This window comes from Ureibacillus sp. FSL K6-8385 (assembly GCF_038593155.1).
GTDB classification, from domain to species: Bacteria; Bacillota; Bacilli; order Bacillales_A; family Planococcaceae; genus Ureibacillus; species Ureibacillus terrenus.
On record NZ_CP151968.1, the window covers coordinates 2,592,346 to 2,613,930 of the forward strand.

Annotated in this window: 15 protein-coding genes, 5 tRNA genes and 3 rRNA genes; 5 read left to right on the forward strand and 18 right to left on the reverse strand. The window is 43.1% G+C overall.

Annotated elements, in window-relative coordinates:
• The first annotated feature begins 5 nt into the window (after positions 1–5).
• The 3 genes from NST62_RS12875 to NST62_RS12885 are packed head-to-tail and all read left to right on the forward strand — an operon-like array spanning position 6 to position 2,361.
• Positions 6–1,034, forward strand: coding sequence for an iron ABC transporter permease (locus NST62_RS12875; protein ID WP_342462964.1), 1,029 nt, complete (start codon positions 6–8; stop codon positions 1,032–1,034).
• Positions 1,031–1,819 carry an ABC transporter ATP-binding protein gene (locus NST62_RS12880; RefSeq protein WP_328215828.1) on the forward strand — a complete coding sequence of 263 codons (789 nt, stop codon included), beginning with the start codon at positions 1,031–1,033 and terminating at the stop codon, positions 1,817–1,819. The genes NST62_RS12875 and NST62_RS12880 overlap by 4 nt, the downstream gene beginning before the upstream one ends.
• A 17-nt stretch (positions 1,820–1,836) precedes the next feature.
• Positions 1,837–2,361: a hypothetical protein gene (locus tag NST62_RS12885; RefSeq protein WP_328215827.1), complete on the forward strand. Its 525-nt coding sequence runs from the start codon at positions 1,837–1,839 to the stop codon at positions 2,359–2,361.
• 110 nt (positions 2,362–2,471) lie between these two features.
• On the opposite strand, the gene NST62_RS12890 is transcribed toward NST62_RS12885, so the two are convergent.
• The 16 genes from NST62_RS12890 to NST62_RS12965 form a co-directional block, all read right to left on the reverse strand.
• Positions 2,472–3,026, reverse strand: coding sequence for a hypothetical protein (locus NST62_RS12890; protein ID WP_141603248.1), 555 nt, complete (start codon positions 3,024–3,026; stop codon positions 2,472–2,474).
• A gap of 486 nt (positions 3,027–3,512) precedes the next feature.
• Positions 3,513–5,315, reverse strand: a complete 1,803-nt coding sequence (gene glmS, locus NST62_RS12895; RefSeq protein ID WP_141603247.1) for a glutamine--fructose-6-phosphate transaminase (isomerizing) — start codon at positions 5,313–5,315, stop codon at positions 3,513–3,515.
• Positions 5,316–5,954: 639 nt separating this feature from the next.
• Positions 5,955–7,307, reverse strand: a complete 1,353-nt coding sequence (gene glmM / locus NST62_RS12900; protein ID WP_141603246.1) for a phosphoglucosamine mutase — start codon at positions 7,305–7,307, stop codon at positions 5,955–5,957.
• A gap of 77 nt (positions 7,308–7,384) precedes the next feature.
• Positions 7,385–8,437, reverse strand: coding sequence for a CdaR family protein (locus NST62_RS12905; RefSeq protein ID WP_342462965.1), 1,053 nt, complete (start codon positions 8,435–8,437; stop codon positions 7,385–7,387).
• Positions 8,430–9,266 carry a diadenylate cyclase CdaA gene (gene cdaA / locus NST62_RS12910; RefSeq protein ID WP_141603257.1) on the reverse strand — a complete coding sequence of 279 codons (837 nt, stop codon included), beginning with the start codon at positions 9,264–9,266 and terminating at the stop codon, positions 8,430–8,432. The genes NST62_RS12905 and cdaA overlap by 8 nt, the downstream gene beginning before the upstream one ends.
• A gap of 287 nt (positions 9,267–9,553) precedes the next feature.
• Positions 9,554–10,174: an anti-sigma factor gene (locus NST62_RS12915; protein ID WP_141603244.1), complete on the reverse strand. Its 621-nt coding sequence runs from the start codon at positions 10,172–10,174 to the stop codon at positions 9,554–9,556.
• A 12-nt stretch (positions 10,175–10,186) separates the two neighbouring features.
• The gene (sigW, locus tag NST62_RS12920) at positions 10,187–10,750 is read right to left on the reverse strand and encodes an RNA polymerase sigma factor SigW (protein WP_141603243.1); all 564 of its coding nucleotides are present in this window, start codon (positions 10,748–10,750) and stop codon (positions 10,187–10,189) included.
• 138 nt (positions 10,751–10,888) lie between these two features.
• Positions 10,889–11,824, reverse strand: a complete 936-nt coding sequence (gene rocF / locus NST62_RS12925) for an arginase (RefSeq protein ID WP_141603242.1) — start codon at positions 11,822–11,824, stop codon at positions 10,889–10,891.
• 355 nt (positions 11,825–12,179) lie between these two features.
• Positions 12,180–12,254 (reverse strand) — tRNA-Gln (locus tag NST62_RS12930).
• A 7-nt stretch (positions 12,255–12,261) separates the two neighbouring features.
• Positions 12,262–12,346: transfer RNA gene (locus tag NST62_RS12935), tRNA-Tyr, on the reverse strand.
• Positions 12,347–12,353: 7 nt separating this feature from the next.
• Positions 12,354–12,429: transfer RNA gene (locus NST62_RS12940), tRNA-Val, on the reverse strand.
• Positions 12,430–12,461: 32 nt separating this feature from the next.
• A tRNA-Glu gene (locus NST62_RS12945) sits at positions 12,462–12,533 on the reverse strand.
• Between the two features lie 233 nt (positions 12,534–12,766).
• Positions 12,767–12,841, reverse strand: a tRNA-Asn gene (locus NST62_RS12950).
• A gap of 345 nt (positions 12,842–13,186) precedes the next feature.
• Positions 13,187–13,302: ribosomal RNA gene (gene rrf / locus NST62_RS12955) — 5S ribosomal RNA — on the reverse strand.
• A 65-nt stretch (positions 13,303–13,367) separates the two neighbouring features.
• A 23S ribosomal RNA gene (locus tag NST62_RS12960) occupies positions 13,368–16,293 on the reverse strand.
• Between the two features lie 135 nt (positions 16,294–16,428).
• Positions 16,429–17,980 (reverse strand): 16S ribosomal RNA (locus NST62_RS12965).
• Together the 16S, 23S and 5S rRNA genes with 5 tRNA genes alongside form the textbook arrangement of a ribosomal RNA operon.
• A gap of 245 nt (positions 17,981–18,225) precedes the next feature.
• Here NST62_RS12965 and NST62_RS12970 point away from each other — a divergent pair.
• Entirely contained in the window at positions 18,226–18,876 is a 651-nt protein-coding gene (locus NST62_RS12970) for a hypothetical protein (RefSeq protein ID WP_141603218.1), read from the forward strand.
• Between the two features lie 98 nt (positions 18,877–18,974).
• Here NST62_RS12970 and NST62_RS12975 read toward each other — a convergent pair whose 3' ends face one another.
• Positions 18,975–19,667, reverse strand: a complete 693-nt coding sequence (locus NST62_RS12975; RefSeq protein WP_141603217.1) for a KinB-signaling pathway activation protein — start codon at positions 19,665–19,667, stop codon at positions 18,975–18,977.
• Between the two features lie 112 nt (positions 19,668–19,779).
• Between NST62_RS12975 and gerD the strand changes: the two genes are divergently transcribed.
• A complete protein-coding gene (gene gerD / locus NST62_RS12980; RefSeq protein WP_342462966.1) occupies positions 19,780–20,436 on the forward strand; it encodes a spore germination lipoprotein GerD in 657 nt (218 codons plus the stop codon).
• Between the two features lie 43 nt (positions 20,437–20,479).
• On the opposite strand, the gene NST62_RS12985 is transcribed toward gerD, so the two are convergent.
• Positions 20,480–21,532, reverse strand: a complete 1,053-nt coding sequence (locus NST62_RS12985) for an Mrp/NBP35 family ATP-binding protein (RefSeq protein WP_141603216.1) — start codon at positions 21,530–21,532, stop codon at positions 20,480–20,482.
• Between the last annotated feature and the right edge of the window lie 53 nt (positions 21,533–21,585).

Genomic DNA, 21,585 nt, shown 5'->3' on the forward strand with positions numbered 1-21,585 from the left:
AAAAGATGAAGCAACTGAAAATGCCCGTCTTTTTTATCGCCAGTTTTATATTATTTCTATTCAGTATCGTCATCGCCACGAGTTTCGGTGGCGTGACGATTCCCTTTTTTGAAACCGTTCAAGTTTTTTTGGCGAAACTTCCTTTTTTCTATTATGAAACGGACTCAACCTTTGAACAGATTTTGCTTTATATTCGCTTGCCACGTGTCATTGTAGCAAGCATTGTTGGTGCCAGTTTAGCTGTGTGTGGGGTGGTCATGCAAAGCTTATTCCGCAATCCGATGGCAGAACCGGGCATCATTGGCATCTCATCAGGAGGCTCTTTAGGAGGAGTCATTGCTATTTATTTTGGATTATCCCATATCAGTACCTTTTTTGTTCCTGTCTTTGGTTTTTTAGGGGCTCTCCTCACTTTGCTTCTTGTCTATATCATTTCTACATCAAACGGCAAAACATCCATGTTAACTCTTCTTTTAACAGGGGTCGCCATCAGTTCGTTCATTTCCGCTTGCAGTTCTCTTATTATTACATACGCGAGCTACGGCCAATTGCAGCAAATTCTATACTGGCTTATGGGCAATTTAAATGGACGGGATTGGAATGATGTAAAGCTGTTAATCCTCCCTTTTATCCTTTGCAATATTCTCATATTCAGCTACCGCAAGCAGTTGGATATTTTATTGCTTGGGGAAGAGGAAGCGAAAAACTTGGGCATCCATGTGCAACGGACACGCACCATTTTATTAATTAGCGCTTCTTTATTAACAGGGGTTTGCGTCTCTTTGACTGGCGTCATCGGATTTGTCGGCTTAATTGTTCCTCATATGATTCGCTTGTTGATTGGGCCAACCCATCGTTATTTGATACCAACCAGTCTGATAGGTGGTGCATTATTTTTAACATTGGCTGACTTAATCGCGCGCCTCGTTATTCGCCCAGCTGAAATTCAAATTGGGATCATTACTGCATTCTTAGGCGCTCCATATTTTATTTTCTTAATATTGCGCCAGAAAAAAATGGAGGGACTTTTATGAATGAAGCGGCTCTTGAAATTCAATCTTTAACCTTTCATCGGAATGCCCGAACCATTTTTAATAACCTTTCCTTCACTGTTGAAAAAGGGAAGTTTATTGCCCTCATTGGACCGAATGGAACGGGAAAATCTACCTTATTAAAATGTTTGGCCGGCATTAATCGGATTGATAGCGGAGACATTAAAATTTTTAATCGGTCCCTTCGACAGCTGAAACCTATGGAAATCGCCAAACGCATCACCTATATGCCCCAAACGACCACATTAGAGACGAATTTTACTGTGCAACAAGTGGTCGAAATGGGGCGTTATCCACACAAAAAACGGTTTTCCCGCTGGATGAAAACCGATCAGCTGGCCGTCAAAAAAGCGTTGGAGCAAGTCGGCATCAGCCATTTGAAACATCGATTTGTCCCTTCTTTATCTGGAGGAGAACGTCAGCTTGTCTATTTAGCAAAAGCCATTGCTCAAGAAACAGATATTTTACTATTAGATGAACCGACTTCTGACTTAGATATTTACTATCAAGTCATTGTAACGGACATTCTTCATTCTCTCGTACAGGAAGGAAAAACGGTCATAGCAGCCATTCATGATATCAATTTAGCTACCCGCATTTGTGACCAATGTATTTTTTTAAAAGATGGAAAGTTTGTGGCTTATAATGCCCCTTCTGACGCGTTAAATACCGAAAATATTGCCAAAACATTTCAGGTGAAATCCATCATTTATCAAGAACCTTTAACGAAGAAAAAACAGATGATGCCTGTTGATGTATTAACATAGTGAAGGAGTAAAATTCAATGAAAAAAGATTTACGTTATATTTGTTATAGCTATATGAAAGAAAAAAGCTGCAAAGTGGATTATGAAGTGCTTTCAGATGCTTTAACTGTCAGCATTGGCATGGTGATTCCCTATTTAACCAAAGAGCATGAACAAATTATAAAAGATGATCTCATTCGCCTGCAGCAATTAACGTATCACGCCAATGGTTCTGTTCGGGGCAACCTGGCTATCACGGAAGAAGATGTTGAATGGTTAAGCTCACGGTACGACTATTATAGCGGGCAAGTGGGCGAAGCAATGAAACATTTCGTCATACCACAAGGATGTCTGGCAGCACTGCATTTGCATCGTGTGAGAAATGATGCAAAGCTTGTTTACCGCGCCTTGTATCATGTACATAAAGAAAACCCGGTTAGCGAATTATTATTCAAATTTATCGGCCTTCTATCAAACGTTGCCCATGCTATGGCTCTTTACGTTAACAAGCTGAACGATGTGAAGGAAATTCCTTTCGATACTAAATCCTATACTTTATATTAATAAAGAAGAAGCCTTGTTACAGCAAGAATTGGGCTGTATCAAGGCTTTTTTAGTTGCGACTTATTGTTAATCTTGTCGAATCAAATGAGATCTCAACTAAATTCACATTTTTAGGAAATGAAAATATGGAAAAGACCAATAACTATTGAAAAAGCGATTAACGTCATATGTGTTGTTCGTAAGCTTTTAACCTTTTTATTTTTAAATAACATCAACCCAATAACACCAGCTATTGTAAATACAATTATTGATACTAACCCACTTACCCCTTCATCTTCTAATCTTCCTTCATGAAGGTACATGAGAATTCCGTGACTGATACCTAAAATGAGAGTGGCAATTCCAATCAGTATGTGGTATTTACCTAAAAATTTCGTGATCGATATATAAACTTGCTTAATTGACGGAAATGTCGTAATCATCGGTTTTGTTAATCTTCTCATTGGAAATATTAACCCAGCCACTGCAAATGTGATAACGGTTCCCCAGCCAATCATTTCTCCTGCATCTTCATAGCGATCGTCTATATGTTCTTTTTTGCCATACTCCCATTCGTAATGCTCATGATGCTTCCCAAAATCATCATCGGCAAATGCAATGTAACTAGACGTAGAAATCAGTGTAAAAAAGAATATTAGTGCCATCAATAATTTCAAATATTTCATACATCTTCTCCTGTTCATATTGATTTTTACCATAAGTGTAGCCGGTCAATATGAAAAATTTCTGAAATCATGGCCGAAAAAAAATTTCAATTAAGTTTGACAAAAAAATAAGACCTTGATGCAGCAGGCATTTACGCTGTATCAAGATCGCACCATTTTTCCATTTTGATCTATCAGATCATAAAGATCGATTAATATATTCATCACAAGATTAGGGAAGTACAGTTCTTATCTATTTAACTGAAGAAGATTTTACTTATGTTACTCATCAATTAATAAGCAAAGATGATTTGATCAGATTACCTGAAAAAATATGATTTTTTAGGGATTGGGAAACAAGATTTCCAACCGAAGAAAAAACGAACTATATTTGAAGCTTTATGATACAGCTTCAATATAGTTCGTTTTTTGCTGTTATTTAGAGTATTATTTTTTTAAATGACTTTCTTTATCCAAACACATCACAGATTATTCAAAGCTATAATTCTATTCCACCGTTACGGATTTTGCCAAATTGCGAGGTTTGTCAACATCGCATCCGCGGTCGAGCGCTGCATAGTAGCTGATGAATTGCAGCGGCACGACAGAGACAAGCGGTGTTAGAAGTGGATGAACTTTCGGAATCACCAGGCGGTCATCGTGCTCATCCAAGCCTTCCATGGAAATCACGCATGCATTCGCCCCGCGCGCCACGACTTCTTTCACGTTGCCTCGGATATTCAATGCCACCGGCGCTTGCGTTACAAGCGCAAAGACAGGCGTTCCTTTTTCGATCAACGCAATCGTTCCGTGCTTCAATTCGCCGCCGGCAAACCCTTCCGCCTGAATATAAGAAATTTCTTTTAGTTTAAGAGCGCCTTCCAAACTTACGTAATAATCGATAGTCCGCCCGATGAAGAACGCATTGCGCGTATGGCTCAAATACTCTTTGGAGATTTTGTGCAATTCCTCTTTGGAATCCACAATCGTTTGAATGGCGTTTGCAGCGATGGCAAGCTCGTGTTTTAAATCAAAGTCGATTTTTCTTCCTTTGCGTTTTCCAGTGACATAAGCGGAAATCGCCAACACCGCCAATTGAGCCACATACGCTTTTGTGGATGCCACCGCAATCTCGGGACCGGCATATAGGAGCAATGTGTAATCCGCTTCACGGGAAAGGGTGGAGCCCGCTACATTTGTAATCGTTAAAGCCGGATAGCCCAATTCTTTCACTTTAACAAGCACTTGTCTGCTGTCCGCTGTTTCACCGGATTGGGAAATGAAAATAAACAGCGGTTTTTCGGAAAGTAATGGAATATTATAGCCAAATTCGCTGGCAATATGCACTTCCACTGGTATGCCGGCCAATTTTTCGAAATATTGTTTTCCTACAAGTCCGGCATGATAGCTCGTTCCGGCGGCAATGATGTAGATTCGGTCTGATTCGCTGATGGCAGACAAGATTGCTTCGTCAATCGTCAACTCTCCTGCATCATTGCTATATTCCTGTATAATTTTTCGGACAACGCCGGGCTGTTCATCCATTTCTTTCAACATGTAATGAGGATATGTTCCTTTTTCAATGTCGCTTGCATCCAATTCCACCGTATAAGGTTGACGCGCAACGGGACTTCCATCCAGTTTGGAAATTTCCACTTTATCTTTGTAAACCAGCACCACTTCCTGATCCTGCAATTCGATAAATTGATTTGTCAATTGCAGCATGGCCATTGCATCTGATGCCACTACATTGAAATCTTTTCCAATGCCGACAAGCAAAGGAGATTTGTTTTTTGCCACATAAATGACTTCATTATTTTTATTATCCAGGAGCGCGATTGCATAAGAACCATGCAAGAGGGATAAAGTTTTCCGGAAGGCCTCCTCTGTCGACAATCCTTCATTCGCAAACAATTCAACGAGCTGAACAATTACTTCCGTATCCGTATCGGATTTCATCGGAACATCTTTTAAATATTCTCTTTGAAGCAAGTGATAGTTTTCAATAACCCCGTTGTGTACAATCGTAAATCTTCCAGACGCGCTTTGGTGAGGATGTGCATTGATTCTATTCGGCTCTCCGTGAGTGGCCCAACGCGTATGGCCAATGCCGATTTTGCCCCCGATGTTTTTATCTACAATATTCCGCAAATCTGCAATTCTACCTTTTTCTTTAAAAACCGTAACTCCTTTTTCATTTTGAATGGCGATACCTGCTGAATCGTAGCCGCGGTACTCAAGTTTTTCCAATCCTTTCAACAGGATTTCTTTCGCATCTAAATTTCCGTTATATCCGACGATTCCACACATACTTTATTCCTCCGTTATAGCGATATCATGTTTAAAAAATTTTAAAAAAGACAATAAAAAACTTCGCCTACCTTTCTCTTTTCAAAAAAATGGAGCCCTGTAAAACCCAATATAATCCAAAAAAGAAGGCAGGTTTGATATCGCTTTATTCATTTATAAAGTTGCCTTTTCGTTCCTTTGTCCATAAAATTGCTTTTATGTTTTAAGAACGAAAATCACGACCGGGCAACGCGGCCGGGAGGCATCCGCCGATCACCTCGATAAACCTCCTCCTCGTCAACTAAGGATTGCACGTACGATTTCCTTAGTCCGGGCGCTATAATTATATTCCGCTGATTTATATAGCGCGAAACTACCCTCCTTTGCCGCGCTTGTATAATTCCATTGAAAATATTGGAAATTATACTATTGGAAAATCAACATCTACATAATACAGAATATGATAATTTCCGTCAATGATTTACTTGTTTTTCATTAGTTTCTGCTTTCATAACCATCCTGAAAGGAATTTATGTATAATTGCCCAAGAAAACTTCGGGCAAAGGAGTATTATGGATGACGCTCAATGGTTTTACCATAAAAATATAAAAACTGTGCAGAATATCGGCACACCGACATTCTGCACAGCAAACGGATGAATTACTCATTCAATCCCATTTCTTTTCTTACGACTTCTGCGATGCGATTTACATAACTCTCACATTCTTCTTCCGTTGGCGCTTCCACCATCACGCGGACTAAAGGTTCAGTTCCGGAAGGGCGAACCAATACCCGGCCGTTATTGCCAAGGATGCTTTCCACTTCTTTGATCACTTCTTGCACTTTTGGATTATCTTTCACTTTATGCTTATCCGTCACACGAACGTTTACTAAACGTTGCGGATAAATTTTCATTTCGGATGCCAATTCAGATAAACGTTTGCCTGTTTTTTTCATGATGTTTACTAATTGGATTGCGGTAAGCATTCCGTCGCCGGTAGTGTTGTAATCCAGGAACACAATATGGCCGGATTGTTCGCCGCCCAAGTTGTAATCATTTTTCCGCATTTCTTCCACGACATAACGGTCGCCTACAGGTGTTTGTACGCTTGTCATTCCGTTTTCTTCCAATGCTTTATAGAATCCCATGTTGCTCATGACTGTCGAAACAATCGTATTTTTCTTTAAGAGACCTTTGCTGTTTAAATATTTTCCGATGATGAACATGATCTGGTCGCCATCCACAATGTTACCTTTTTCATCGACAGCAATCAGACGGTCGCCATCACCGTCAAAGGCAAGCCCTACGTCCGCTCCTCTTTCTACTACAAATTCGGCAAGTTTTTCAGGGTGTGTAGAGCCTACTCCATCATTGATATTTAACCCATCCGGTGAAGCGCCCATTGTGGAAATGTCTGCTTCCAAATCGGCAAATAAATGGGTAGCCAAAGAAGAAGTGGCCCCATTTGCACAGTCCAGCGCGACATGAATGCCTTCGAAATCTTCGTCCACTGTCTGTTTTAAATAGGAGATATATTTTTGTCCCCCTTCAAAATAATCGCTGACTGTTCCCAAATCCGCGCCGATTGGTCTAGGAAGGGTATCTTCTTCGGCATCAATAAGCTTTTCAATTTCTTCTTCTTGTTCATCCGTCAGCTTAAATCCGTCCGGTCCGAAAAACTTAATCCCATTGTCTTGCACCGGATTGTGGGATGCGGAAATCATGACACCGGCATCCGCATTCATGACACGTGTCAAATAGGCTACACCCGGAGTGCTGATCACGCCCAGTCTCATCACTTCCACTCCGATGGATAAGAGCCCTGCCACTAACGCTCCTTCCAGCATATGACCTGATATTCTTGTGTCTCTGCCGACAATCACTTTCGGTCTTTCTTTTGCATTTTTCGTTAAAACGTACCCCCCAGCACGCCCAATTTTAAAGGCAAGTTCCGGTGTGAGTTCTGCATTTGCAATTCCCCGTACACCGTCTGTTCCAAAATATTTTCCCATAACTATTCTCTCTCCTTCGACAATTGACATTCCATGTTTTTTATATTTTATGGAATCAAAAATAAAGTGGGATTGGTTTATTGATTTATTTTATGGTTTTCATCCTCATTCACATCATTTGCACCGTCAGCGTTATTTGGATTTTCGCTGGTTGTTTCGTCAACAGCCGTTTCAGTGGATTGCGTCGGCGTCATTGAAACATTGGCACGCACAACAATTTTGTCCGGATTTATTCTTGTTGCTCCTTTCGGCAATTTTAAGTTGACTTCAAAATTGCCTGAACGGTTTACCTGTGACACGTCAAATTCTACGACTAATGACTTCAGCAAGTCAATAATCGATTTAGGGCCATACAGCACCACTGATTTGGTATCAGTTTCCAGCTGATGAATGACTACTCCTTGTGGAGGAGCTCCAGTTTGTTTAAGGGTTAAGGGAACCCTTCTGCTATATTCTTCAACTTCCACCGTCACTTTTACAGTTTGAGGCTCAACCGATACATCCAATCTATTCAAATTGCCGTCCAATACTCTGACATTCGCTTCTTGCGTAAATGATTCTTTGATTTCCTTCGGCGGCGAAACCGTTGCCTTTACGTTGCTGATGCTTTCAATCACGCTTTTCGCGCCTGTTATGGTTACTTTACTTGGTTCGACGGACATGGATCTAATTATATAACCATCCGCGAGTGACCGGCTGTTGATTTCTGGTTCTACTTTGAACTCTTGCGAAACTTTTTCCTCAATGACAACATCCACCACTTCAGGGTTAATGGTCACTTTCAACTTATCAGAAAAATTTTCATGTTGAATTGTGACCCTGTGCTCGCCAATCAGCAAGTTCCTTAAATCAACGAACACTTTAAAATCCTTTTTAAATTTCGTTTGCAGCACAAGTTGCATTGGTCCTTCAATGGTTACATCCACGGTTTCAGGCAATCCGGTCACAATGAAATTCTCGGAATCATAATAAGCCTCCAAAGGTACATCCGTGATGATATCCACTTGGTTATTGGACGTTGTCGTTTCATTCTTATCCGTCAACTCCGCTTTAACGTAAAAGAACAGTAGGATGGCCAAAATAAAAGCTGTAGCTCTTAACACCCATATATTATCAAAAAATTTATCCATGTTTTTTCCCCCTCCAAGTCCACTTAGAGGATGCTTCTAATTCCTCTTCGGGGCCAAACCACAATGTTTTCAGCAACGATTCAAAGTTCTCCAAAGAGAGGTTTCTATGCAGATTTCCGTTTACCGCAATACTGATTGCGCCTGTTTCTTCCGATACGACTACCACAATGGCATCCGTCACTTCACTTAAACCGAGGGCTGCCCTATGCCTAGTCCCCAATTCTTTTGAAATCAAAGTGCTTTCGGATAAAGGCAAATAACAGGCTGCCGCCGCAATGCGGTCTTTTTGTATAATCATGGCTCCATCGTGAAGCGGAGTGTTCGGTATAAATGTATTAATAATCAGTTCCGAACTGATATGCGCATCAAGTTTGATCCCTGTTTCAATATATTCGTTCAATCCCGTTTCTTTTTCGATGGAAATCAGCGCACCAATCCGCCTTTTGGCCATGTAACTGACCGCTTTCTTCATCGCTTCGATTAAGCGGGCTTGTTCATCTTCCAACTGGTTGCTGGATCGCTGGAATAGTCTCCCGCGTCCTATTTGCTCAAGGGCTCTCCGAATTTCCGGAGTGAAGATGATAATGATGGCCAGAAATCCCCAATCGATCACTTCTTGTAGCATCCAGCCCAATGTATCCAGTCCGAAGATTTCAGTGGCAATTCTGGCAACGATAATAACGAATAGCCCTTTTAACAACTGAACAGCTTTTGTGCCTTTAATAAGCGTTAAGATTTTATATATGACATACCAAACAAGAATGATATCCAATAGACTGAAAATGATGTTGACGGGCGTAAAATCTGTAAACTGTTCGATTATATCCATCATGTGGCATCCCCCACTTATTTCACCAAATCAAGTACAAAAAATACGAAATGATATAGTGTATGCTTGATTTATAAAAAAAGTATATAAACATTTTTCATTTTTAAATAAAAAACTTTCCGATTTATCTACTATCAACAAATATATCATAATCAAAATCATGGAACTTTTATAGTATTAACGAAACAATTTTTCTAATGTTTCTTTTATTTTAAAAAAATGGGGCCCTGCGCGTGTAAAATACAAAAAAATATCATCCAATTCGGGATTGGATGATCAATCATGAATCACTCTTCTTCATTTTCAAATAATGCCACAAAATCTTTTGCCATTTGTTTCACTTCATACCAAACCCATTCAAATACTTGATCGATTTCCTGGATTTGACCTGTTACGACTGCCGTCGATGCCATATACTCTCCATTTATGACAATCACATTGCCATCCACTTCGCCTTCAACGACAATATCCCCGTTTTTTACAACGATGTCTCCTTTTACCACTTCGCCTTTAGGAACAATGACCGTCTGCCCCTCTACAATTAAGTTTGGCTGCTTTGTAACGGAAAATTTATCATCATGGAAGCTTCCGAACAACGTCGCACTCATAAAAAGAATAAACATTGCGGCCGCTACCAAAAACGGATGTCTTCTAAGCCATTTCTGCACGCCAATTCGATTTTTTGGTTTAGGGAGACGCTTCATTACTTCTTCCTCAAAATGTGGAGGAGCCGTAACGGGTGATGCACTTTTAATAAATGCAACCGTGTCGCTGAGTTGATGCATATGTTCCTGACACGCCGTACATGTCTTCAAATGCTGTTTAAGCACTTGCTCGTGTTCTCGGCTAATGTCCCCGTCTAAATACTCGTGCATATACTCAATAATGTATTTTGGACACGTACTCATGCAATTCCCCTCCTACAGTTTGTTTAACTGCTTTCTCAGTGCTTCACGGCCCCTATGAATTCTGGTTTTCACCGTTCCCAAAGGCAAGTCTAGTATTTCGCTGATTTCCTGGAGCGAACATTCTTCAATATATTTTAATACAATCACCGTACGATATTTCTCAGGCAATCTGCTGATTTCATACTGGATGCGTTCTTGAAACTCCATTTGAAGAGCTGCATCTTCCGGTTGCGGATCCTCATTTGCTATATGTGAATACATGTTTAATCCATCAGTTCCTTCAACCTCTGCATCTAGATAATAATCCGGCTTTTTTTTACGAATCCGGTCGATACATAGGTTCGTTGCAATTCGATATAGCCAAGTCGAAAACTTCTTTTTTTGATCAAACGTATGTAGATTGATGTACGCCCGAACAAAAGCTTCTTGCGCTATATCTTCAGCTTCTTGTTTATTTCCAAGCATCCGGTAGCATATTTGGTACAACTTGTGCTGGTATAGACTCACGATATCTGCAAAAGCATTTTGATCACCTTTTAGAACCTGCTTTATCCTTTTCTTGACTAACGCATCCATGCGTTCCCTCTCCACCTTTTTGGCTTAGATAATGTACGAATAAACCCCATAAAAAGTTTCATCTTTCTGAAATAAATTAAAAAATTTTTTACATTCTTATAAAGTATTTATAATTCTATAGAAATAAATAGTGATTTTCTACACCAATTTTTCTCCCAGCAACGAACCCATCAAAGCAACAGCCGTGTTGGCTGTTTTATTGCGTTCATCAAGGATCGGATTTACTTCCACGAATTCGCACGATGTAATCATTTTAGCTTCTTCCAACATCTCCATGGCCAAGTGGCTTTCACGGTAAGTAATGCCTCCAGGTACCGGTGTTCCTACGCCCGGAGTAAATATGGGATCCAATGCATCCAGGTCAATAGACATATGCACTCCATCCACGTGTCTTGCTTTTAAATACTCCACGGTTTCCTCAATCACTTTAGACATTCCCATCCGGTCAATTTCATGCATAGTAAAAATTTTAATGTTCTTTTCTTTGATCAACGCTTTTTCTCCTTCATCAATCGAACGTGCACCGATAAAGACGATATTTTCAAACTTTAATTTTGGTGCATTCCCCGCAATACTGATTAGACGGTGATCACCGAGGCCAAGATTAACCGCCAGGGGCATTCCATGAATATTTCCGGAAGGGGTCGTTTCGGGAGTATTGATGTCTGTATGTGCATCAAACCAAATAATCCCTAAATTTTGATAATGTTTTCTGATTCCGGCTATGGAACCGATGGAAATGCTATGGTCACCACCAAGAATGACGGGAAATCTGTCTTGCTTGATTACCTCATCGACTTTTTTTGCCAATCGTTCACTGACTTCCAGCACTTCTTCCAAATTTAATAGTTTCCCGTCATATTGTTTGTTCCGTTTTGTCCTGTGGACGGAGATATCGCCTTCATCAATGACATCATAACCTAATTTTTCCAATCTCTCAATGGCTCCTGCATATCTCATTGCACTTGGCCCCATATCGACCCCTCGGCGTTGTTGACCGTAATCAGAGGGTACTCCAATAATTGAAATTTTTTTTCGGTCCAATGAGATCCACCTCCCAATTTTACTATTCATTCTATAAGAGATTTATAGATTGACTCAACTTGACATAATTTTGAATAAATATGCAAATCAAGCTTCATTCTTTTTAAATTGTTTTGGAGAGGAAACGCAAATTTTAAAACAGGTAAAATAAATTTGGTTTGTACATTTCTTTTTGCTTTTGTTAAACCCTGATTCAGGAAGTTCTGCAAAATTTTATGTGCAAACCGGAAAGCGCCTTTTACGACATCCGCAATCTTCAAAAGATGATTCGAATAAAGTATAATAAAAAAATCCTTTACTCATTCGAGTAAAGGATTGGCAAAGTTGAAATTTATTTATAATGACACTTTATTGAAGGGTTATATGTCCGAGATTTTCATAATATTGGCTGGGGTACCAGGATTCGAACCTGGGCATGACGGAATCAAAATCCGTTGCCTTACCGCTTGGCTATACCCCAATCATCATGGTGGAGGGGGGCGGATTCGAACCGCCGAACCCAAAGGGAACGGATTTACAGTCCGTCGCGTTTAGCCACTTCGCTACCCCTCCGAATGTCTGGTGGAGGATGACGGGATCGAACCGCCGACCCTCTGCTTGTAAGGCAGATGCTCTCCCAGCTGAGCTAATCCTCCTAAAAAAGTATAGGTATAAAAGAAAAAAATAATGACCCCTACGGGATTCGAACCCGTGTTACCGCCGTGAAAGGGCGGTGTCTTAACCACTTGACCAAGGGGCCATCATCCTATTCAATCAGACAGGAATTATAATATCATGATTTATTGAACTATGCAATAGAAAAATATAATTTTTTTATAATTTTTCTACCTATTAAAACAAGGTTGATTTTTTTTTAGAATAGGACTGCCTCAAATTGCTTGATTAATCGGTTTACTGCTTTGAGAATAGGATTCCAATATTTTTTATATAAACTTCTATTAATAAGCTTTTGAAAAAAAAGACAAAAAAATATGGCTCCGAAGGTAGGATTCGAACCTACGACCCATCGGTTAACAGCCGATTGCTCTACCGCTGAGCTACTTCGGAACAATCATAAACGGATTGGGTTTGGTTGTGTACAACATAAATTATATCCACATTTTCGTTTTTTACAAGTGGAAAAACCGAAAATATTTGTCGTTTTCAATATTTCATCACAAGGTACGCTGGTACAAAATCTTAAAAGATATAAGAAGAGTAGATATTACATCATTTTTACCTATGGCATCTTAACTGCCATTTTACGTTTAGAAATTCTTCAGGCTCTATCGGGATTCATATTCTCTCAATCCACTTTCGGTTTTTAGTTTGAACAGGATTGGGTTTGGATTACCCCTAAAATTATATATAAAAAAAGCCACTACCGACCTTCCGTCAGTAATGACTTTTTGAGCCCAGCAACGTCCTACTCTCGCAGGGGGAAGCCCCCAACTACCATCGGCGCTGAAGAGCTTAACTTCCGTGTTCGGTATGGGAACGGGTGTGACCTCTTCGCCATCGTCACTGGACTCACATTGTATGTATGAGAAAGGTTGTTCCCTCAAAACTGGATAACGGCATCGAAAGTGTTTTCTTGGTTAAGTCCTCGATCGATTAGTATCCGTCAGCTCCACACGTCACCGTGCTTCCACCCCGGACCTATCTACCTCATCGTCTTTGAGGGATCTTACTTGCTTACGCAATGGGAAATCTCATCTTGAGGGGGGCTTCATGCTTAGATGCTTTCAGCACTTATCCCGTCCACACATAGCTACCCAGCTGTGCCTTTGGCAAGACAACTGGTACACCAGCGGTGTGTCCATCCCGGTCCTCTCGTACTAAGGACAGCTCCTCTCAAATTTCCTGCGCCCACGACGGATAGGGACCGAACTGTCTCACGACGTTCTGAACCCAGCTCGCGTACCGCTTTAATGGGCGAACAGCCCAACCCTTGGGACCGACTACAGCCCCAGGATGCGATGAGCCGACATCGAGGTGCCAAACCTCCCCGTCGATGTGGACTCTTGGGGGAGATAAGCCTGTTATCCCCGGGGTAGCTTTTATCCGTTGAGCGATGGCCCTTCCATGCGGAACCACCGGATCACTAAGCCCGTCTTTCGACCCTGCTCGACTTGTAGGTCTCGCAGTCAAGCTCCCTTATGCCTTTACACTCTGCGAATGATTTCCAACCATTCTGAGGGAACCTTTGGGCGCCTCCGTTACTCTTTGGGAGGCGACCGCCCCAGTCAAACTGTCCACCTGACACTGTCTCCCAAGCCGATCAGGCTTGCGGGTTAGAATCCCAGTACAGCCAGGGTAGTATCCCAAGGGCGCCTCCAGGGAAGCTGGCGCTCCCCCTTCTACGGCTCCTACCTATCCTGTACAAGCTGTACCGGAATTCAATATCAGGCTACAGTAAAGCTCCACGGGGTCTTTCCGTCCTGTCGCGGGTAACCTGCATCTTCACAGGTACTATAATTTCACCGAGTCTCTCGTTGAGACAGCGCCCAGATCGTTACGCCTTTCGTGCGGGTCGGAACTTACCCGACAAGGAATTTCGCTACCTTAGGACCGTTATAGTTACGGCCGCCGTTTACTGGGGCTTCAATTCGGAGCTTCGCTTGCGCTAACTCCTCCTCTTAACCTTCCAGCACCGGGCAGGCGTCAGCCCCTATACATCACCTTGCGGTTTAGCAGAGACCTGTGTTTTTGATAAACAGTCGCCTGGGCCTATTCTCTGCGGCTCATCGGGGCTTGCACCCCAATGAGCACCCCTTCTCCCGAAGTTACGGGGTCATTTTGCCGAGTTCCTTAACGAGAGTTCTCTCGCTCGCCTTAGGATTCTCTCCTCGACTACCTGTGTCGGTTTGCGGTACGGGCACCTCCCGCCTCGCTAGAGGCTTTTCTTGGCAGTGTGAAATCGGGAACTTCGCGCGCAATGCGCTCCCCATCACAGCTCAGCGTTGCGGGAAGCGGATTTGCCTACTTCCCCGCCTTGCTGCTTGGACACGCTCGACCAACGGCGTGCTTTCCCTATCCTCCTGCGTCCCCCCATCGCTCAAACGGCGGGGAGGTGGTACAGGAATATCAACCTGTTGCCCATCGTCTACGCCTTTCGGCCTCGACTTAGGTCCCGACTAACCCTGAGCGGACGAGCCTTCCTCAGGAAACCTTAGTCATTCGGCGGATGGGATTCTCACCCATCTTTCGCTACTCATACCGGCATTCTCACTTCTAAGCGCTCCACCAGTCCTTCCGGTCTGACTTCTGCGCGCTTAGAACGCTCTCCTACCACCCGTGCGAAGCACGGATCCACAGCTTCGGTGAACCGTTTAGCCCCGATACATTTTCGGCGCAGCGTCACTCGACCAGTGAGCTATTACGCACTCTTTAAATGATGGCTGCTTCTAAGCCAACATCCTGGTTGTCTAAGCAACGCCACATCCTTTTCCACTTAACGGCTACTTTGGGACCTTAGCTGGTGGTCTGGGCTGTTTCCCTCTCGACCACGGATCTTATCACTCGTAGTCTGACTCCCGTGTATAAATAGCTGGCATTCGGAGTTTGTCTGAATTCGGTAACCCGAGGTGGGCCCCTAGTCCAAACAGTGCTCTACCTCCAGTATTCTTTACACGAGGCTAGCCCTAAAGCTATTTCGGAGAGAACCAGCTATCTCCAAGTTCGATTGGAATTTCTCCGCTACCCACACCTCATCCCCGCACTTTTCAACGTGCGTGGGTTCGGGCCTCCAGTGAGTGCTACCTCACCTTCACCCTGGACATGGGTAGATCACCTGGTTTCGGGTCTACGACCACGTACTCCGTCGCCCTGTTCAGACTCGCTTTCGCTGCGGCTCCGCCTCTTCGGCTTAACCTTGCACGTGATCGTAACTCGCCGGTTCATTCTACAAAAGGCACGCCATCACCCGTTAACGGGCTCTGACTACTTGTAGGCACACGGTTTCAGGTTCTCTTTCACTCCCCTCCCGGGGTTCTTTTCACCTTTCCCTCACGGTACTGGTTCGCTATCGGTCACTAGGGAGTATTTAGCCTTGGGAGATGGTCCTCCCGGATTCCGACGGAATTCCACGTGTTCCGCCGTACTCAGGATCCACTCTGGAGAGGATGGATTTTCGACTACAGGGCTGTTACCTTCTACGGCCGTCCTTTCCAGAACGGTTCGTCTAACCCATCCTTTTGTAACTCCGTATAGAGTGTCCTACAACCCCAAGAGGCAAGCCTCTTGGTTTGGGCTCTTCCCGTTTCGCTCGCCGCTACTAAGGGAATCGAGGTTTCTTTCTTCTCCTCCAGGTACTGAGATGTTTCAGTTCCCTGGGTGTGCCCTCTTAACGCTATGAATTCGCGTTAAGATACTGTTCCATTACGAACAGTGGGTTGCCCCATTCGGAAATCTCCGGATCACAGCTTACTTACAGCTCCCCGAAGCATATCGGTGTTAGTCCCGTCCTTCATCGGCTCCTAGTGCCAAGGCATCCACCGTGCGCCCTTACCAACTTAACCGTTTTGCTTGCGATTGCTCGCAAGAGCTTCACTTTCAATGCCGTTTATCCAGTTTTCAAGGAACAAGTTTGAAGGTGTATGAACCTTCAAAACTGAACCCAAAACGTCAATGCCTTCATCAGTTATCATCCTTAGAAAGGAGGTGATCCAGCCGCACCTTCCGATACGGCTACCTTGTTACGACTTCACCCCAATCATCTGTCCCACCTTCGGCGGCTGGCTCCCGGAAGGGTTACCTCACCGACTTCGGGTGTTACAGACTCTCGTGGTGTGACGGGCGGTGTGTACAAGGCCCGGGAACGTATTCACCGCGGCATGCTGATCCGCGATTACTAGCGATTCCGGCTTCATGCAGGCGAGTTGCAGCCTGCAATCCGAACTGAGAGCGGCTTTTTGGGATTCGCTCCCCCTCGCGGGTTCGCAGCCCTTTGTACCGCCCATTGTAGCACGTGTGTAGCCCAGGTCATAAGGGGCATGATGATTTGACGTCATCCCCACCTTCCTCCGTATTTGTACGGCAGTCTCCTTAGAGTGCCCAACCGAATGATGGCAACTAAGGACAAGGGTTGCGCTCGTTGCGGGACTTAACCCAACATCTCACGACACGAGCTGACGACAACCATGCACCACCTGTCACCGCTGTCCCCGAAGGGAAGGCCATGTCTCCATGGCGGTCAGCGGGATGTCAAGACCTGGTAAGGTTCTTCGCGTTGCTTCGAATTAAACCACATGCTCCACCGCTTGTGCGGGCCCCCGTCAATTCCTTTGAGTTTCAGTCTTGCGACCGTACTCCCCAGGCGGAGTGCTTAATGCGTTAGCTGCAGCACTAAGGGGCAAGCCCCCTAACACCTAGCACTCATCGTTTACGGCGTGGACTACCAGGGTATCTAATCCTGTTTGCTCCCCACGCTTTCGCGCCTCAGCGTCAGTTACAGGCCAGGAAGCCGCCTTCGCCACTGGTGTTCCTCCATATCTCTACGCATTTCACCGCTACACATGGAATTCCGCTTCCCTCTCCTGCACTCAAGTCTCCCAGTTTCCAATGACCCTCCCCGGTTGAGCCGGGGGCTTTCACATCAGACTTAAGAGACCGCCTGCGCGCGCTTTACGCCCAATAATTCCGGACAACGCTCGCCACCTACGTATTACCGCGGCTGCTGGCACGTAGTTAGCCGTGGCTTTCTCGTAAGGTACCGTCAGGGTGCGGTCAGTTACTACCGCACTTGTTCTTCCCTTACAACAGAGCTTTACGATCCGAAGACCTTCTTCGCTCACGCGGCGTTGCTCCATCAGGCTTTCGCCCATTGTGGAAGATTCCCTACTGCTGCCTCCCGTAGGAGTCTGGGCCGTGTCTCAGTCCCAGTGTGGCCGATCACCCTCTCAGGTCGGCTACGCATCGTCGCCTTGGTAGGCCGTTACCCCACCAACTAGCTAATGCGCCGCGGGCCCATCCTATAGCGGTAGCAGAACCACCTTTCAACACCGGAGCATGCGCTCCGCTGTGTTATCCGGTATTAGCACGCGTTTCCGCGAGTTATCCCGGTCTATAGGGCAGGTTACCCACGTGTTACTCACCCGTCCGCCGCTAACCTCATAAAAAGCAAGCTTCCTATGAGGTCCGCTCGACTTGCATGTATTAGGCACGCCGCCAGCGTTCGTCCTGAGCCAGGATCAAACTCTCCAAAAAGAATTTGATTTCGCTCAAATTGTTTGTCCGAATCCGGTCCGCCGACGGGGCCGGCAAACCGGAATTGTTTCTGGCATCAACGCTTTGGTGTTCAGTTTTCAAGGTTCATTTCATGCTCGACGATTTTTTCCATCTTTCGACGACTTTTATATCCTATCATTTTTTATTCATGAAAGTCAACACTTTTTCATAAGTTTTTTTAGAAACGGTTTGATTCATCAAAAACTCAAAAAGGGGACAAACTGATGTTGCGTAAAATAATCATTCCACTATTCATTATAGTGGTAATTTTGTTGTTAATTTATCCACAGAAAAATTCAATCATATCCGTTTTTCGAATGACAGATCAACCCCTGGTCATATCGAAAGGGAATTACGGTCAATCTTTAATAGTGGAAATTTCATTTACCCATGACGAATTGCCGCAATGGCTGGAATCCTTAAATGCACCTTACCCAATTTTAATGCTGGATGCAAATTGGATTGAACGTTCCCCGAAATTAGTGGAATTGATTCGTAAAAAGAATATTCCCACTGGTTTATTGGGCGGAGTGGGCAAAGAGGAATATAGCGTAAATGCATTCAAAAAAGAAGTGGAGATTTATGAAAAACATTTTAATAAGAAACCCCTTTGGTTTATGACAAGAGATTATGAATTCCCCGATGAAATTAAACAGGCAGCTTTCAATGAAGAAATCAATTTAATATCTCCGACTCACATTTATAAAGAAGGAAAAAAATACAATGAAATCAAAGGAGCTATCATCAGCTTGCAAATACACGAACATTCAAAACCCAATTTCAAAAACCTTCCAAGATTCATGCAATCCCATAAGTTTATTTCTTTAGAAGAGAATATATTCGGATATACGTTTAAGTCGACAAAAATGCCATGACGCAATATTCCACAAAATAATATCCTGTATGATTCCTAAAGTCCCCAAAAAAAGCTGTCCGGAAAGTTACCACTTTCGGGACAGCTTTTTACATCCATTCATTGTGCAGCATCAGGATTATGGGTTTCCATTTTTTGTTTTCTCGCCTTTTTGCGTTCCTCCAATTTTTTTCGGTCTTCTTCAGATTTTTTATTGTATTTTGGCAATGCTAACAGCTGATAAGCGTTGACGGCCACTAACGGAAACAATAGCAAAGCGACATATGTATCGATATTCCCTTTGCGCCCCATAAGCGGAATAACCCATTCCAGGCAAGTAATGACGATCATAAAGAACATTGAGGAGATGAAAATATGCTTTTTGCCTGTTAATTGGACTTTTTTCATCGCAGTCGCAATTGCCGAAAAAATCAAAACAATTAACAATCCCCCATATAATAACCAATCTTTAACGTTTTCAGCGGCAGGTGCGAAGCGGAAAAAAATTAAATCTCCCACAACAACGATCATTAATAAAACTTGCACCCAATTCCATAATGTCAGCGTTCTAAAAACTCCTAACCCGATTTGATGAATTGTCAAATAAGCAAAGAATCCGGCCTGGGCGATGACGCTCATCGTAAAGCCCAAAAAAATCATCCAAACAAAAGCGGCCAAAAACTCTCCTATTTCCCCTGCGGACAAGTATTCATAAAAAAAATTCCAGCGAATAATAATACCTGCCAGACCAGTAACAACTCCGCCAATAAGCATGCACATCAAGAAGAATTTAAACCAATTTCGTATTGTCACGTTCATGCTCCCCTTATTTTTTCAATTTAATCATTATTTTATCAATCGTTTTTTAAAAAAGCTATCCAAGTTCTAAACATGTACATATTTAAGAAGAGATTTGTGAACAATAATGAAAAATAGAGCCTTTATGCAGAAAGGACTGAGAAAGGTGAAAAATCCCCTGTTCAATCGTTTGGTAACCTTGTTCTTACTATTGGTCTTGTTGGCAAGTTGTTCCGATTCACCGAATTCCCAACCTTCCTATGAAGAAGTGAAAAAAATTGTCGTGGACGCGATTCAGACAGAAGAAGGAAAAAAGGCGATTCGACAGCTGTTGGAAGATCCTAGTTTCCGGGAGCTGATTGTTCTGGAACATGATGAAGTGGAGTCATCCATCACTAATTCATTATTGTCCGAACAGGCCCAAGACTTTTGGAAAAAAACCTTTGAAGATCCAAAATTTAAAGAATCGATGGCCAAAAGCATGAAAGAACAGCAAACGGAAATCATGAAACAATTAATAAAAGACGCCTCTTATCAGGAAGACTTGATTGCCTTTTTTGGACAACCGGAAATGAAAAAAGAATTGGGATCTGTCCTAAAAAGTGCAGATTTTAGGAAAGAAATCGAAAAAATTGTGATGGAAACAATCGACAATCCATTGCTGCAAACAAAATGGCAAGAACTGATTAAACAAAGCGGCCAGGCTAGCGGTTCCAAAGAAAAAGAGCAAGAAAACACCGATGGACAAGGACAAAGTCAAGGACAAGAAGGCGGAGGAAATTAATACAAAAAGGTAAGCGGATGGACAGGCATCCGCTTACCTAATTTTATTCCAATTTATTAACTATTTTTTTGGCAATATCTAAATAAATTTTGCCCGTTGGATGGTTTTCATCATAAATGGAAGGGGCAAAATCGTCATCATCCCAATCAGGTTGTCCCAGTGGGATTTGCCCTAATAAATCGGTACGCAATTCTTCCGCCAATTTTTGTCCGCCGCCTTTTCCAAAGACGTATTCCCGTTCGCCGGATTTTGACTCATACCAGGCCATGTTTTCAATAACGCCAAGTACTTCATGATTTGTTTGCACAGCCATCGCTCCAGCACGTGCTGCAACGAAAGCCGCTGTTGGATGCGGAGTCGTCACAATAATTTCTTTTGAAGCCGGCAAAGCCTGATGGACATCAAGTGCCACATCTCCAGTTCCTGGAGGCAAGTCTAACAGAAGATAATCGATATCTCCCCACTCAACATCGCGGAAGAATTGGTCCAACACTTTGCCCAGCATTGGCCCGCGCCAAATAATCGGTGCATTGTTTTCCACGAAAAATCCCATGGAAATGACTTTAACCCCTTTGCGCACCACAGGATAAATCCGGTCATTTTTGACAGTCGGCATCTCTTCAATTCCCATCATATCAGGAACGCTAAATCCGTAAATATCCGCATCAATCAAGCCGACTTTTTTCCCTAAACGGGCTAAAGCGACCGCCAAGTTGACGGAAACCGTCGATTTTCCGACTCCGCCTTTCCCTGATGCAATGGCAATGACTTTGACCGTAGATAAAGGCGATAAAATGTCATGAGTTTCCGCTTCACTGGCCGTACCGCGGAAACTTTCGATCACTTCTGCCGGCAATTCTTCAAATCGGATTCCGACAGTGGAGGCACCGGCTTCTTTTAATTTTTCAACAATTTTCATTTGCAATTGCAATTGTTCCGGCGTATTCGTTTTGGCAATGGCAATTTTTACACTGACATGATTTTTTTCTTCTTTTATTGATACATTGACAATTCCGTTTGTTTCTTTAAGCGTTCTATGTAAAAACGGGTCTTCCAGCTGTCCTAAAATTTCACGGACTTGTTGTTCATTAATCACATTAAACACTCCCCTAAATATGCTTCCAATGATAGTATAAGTATAACACACTG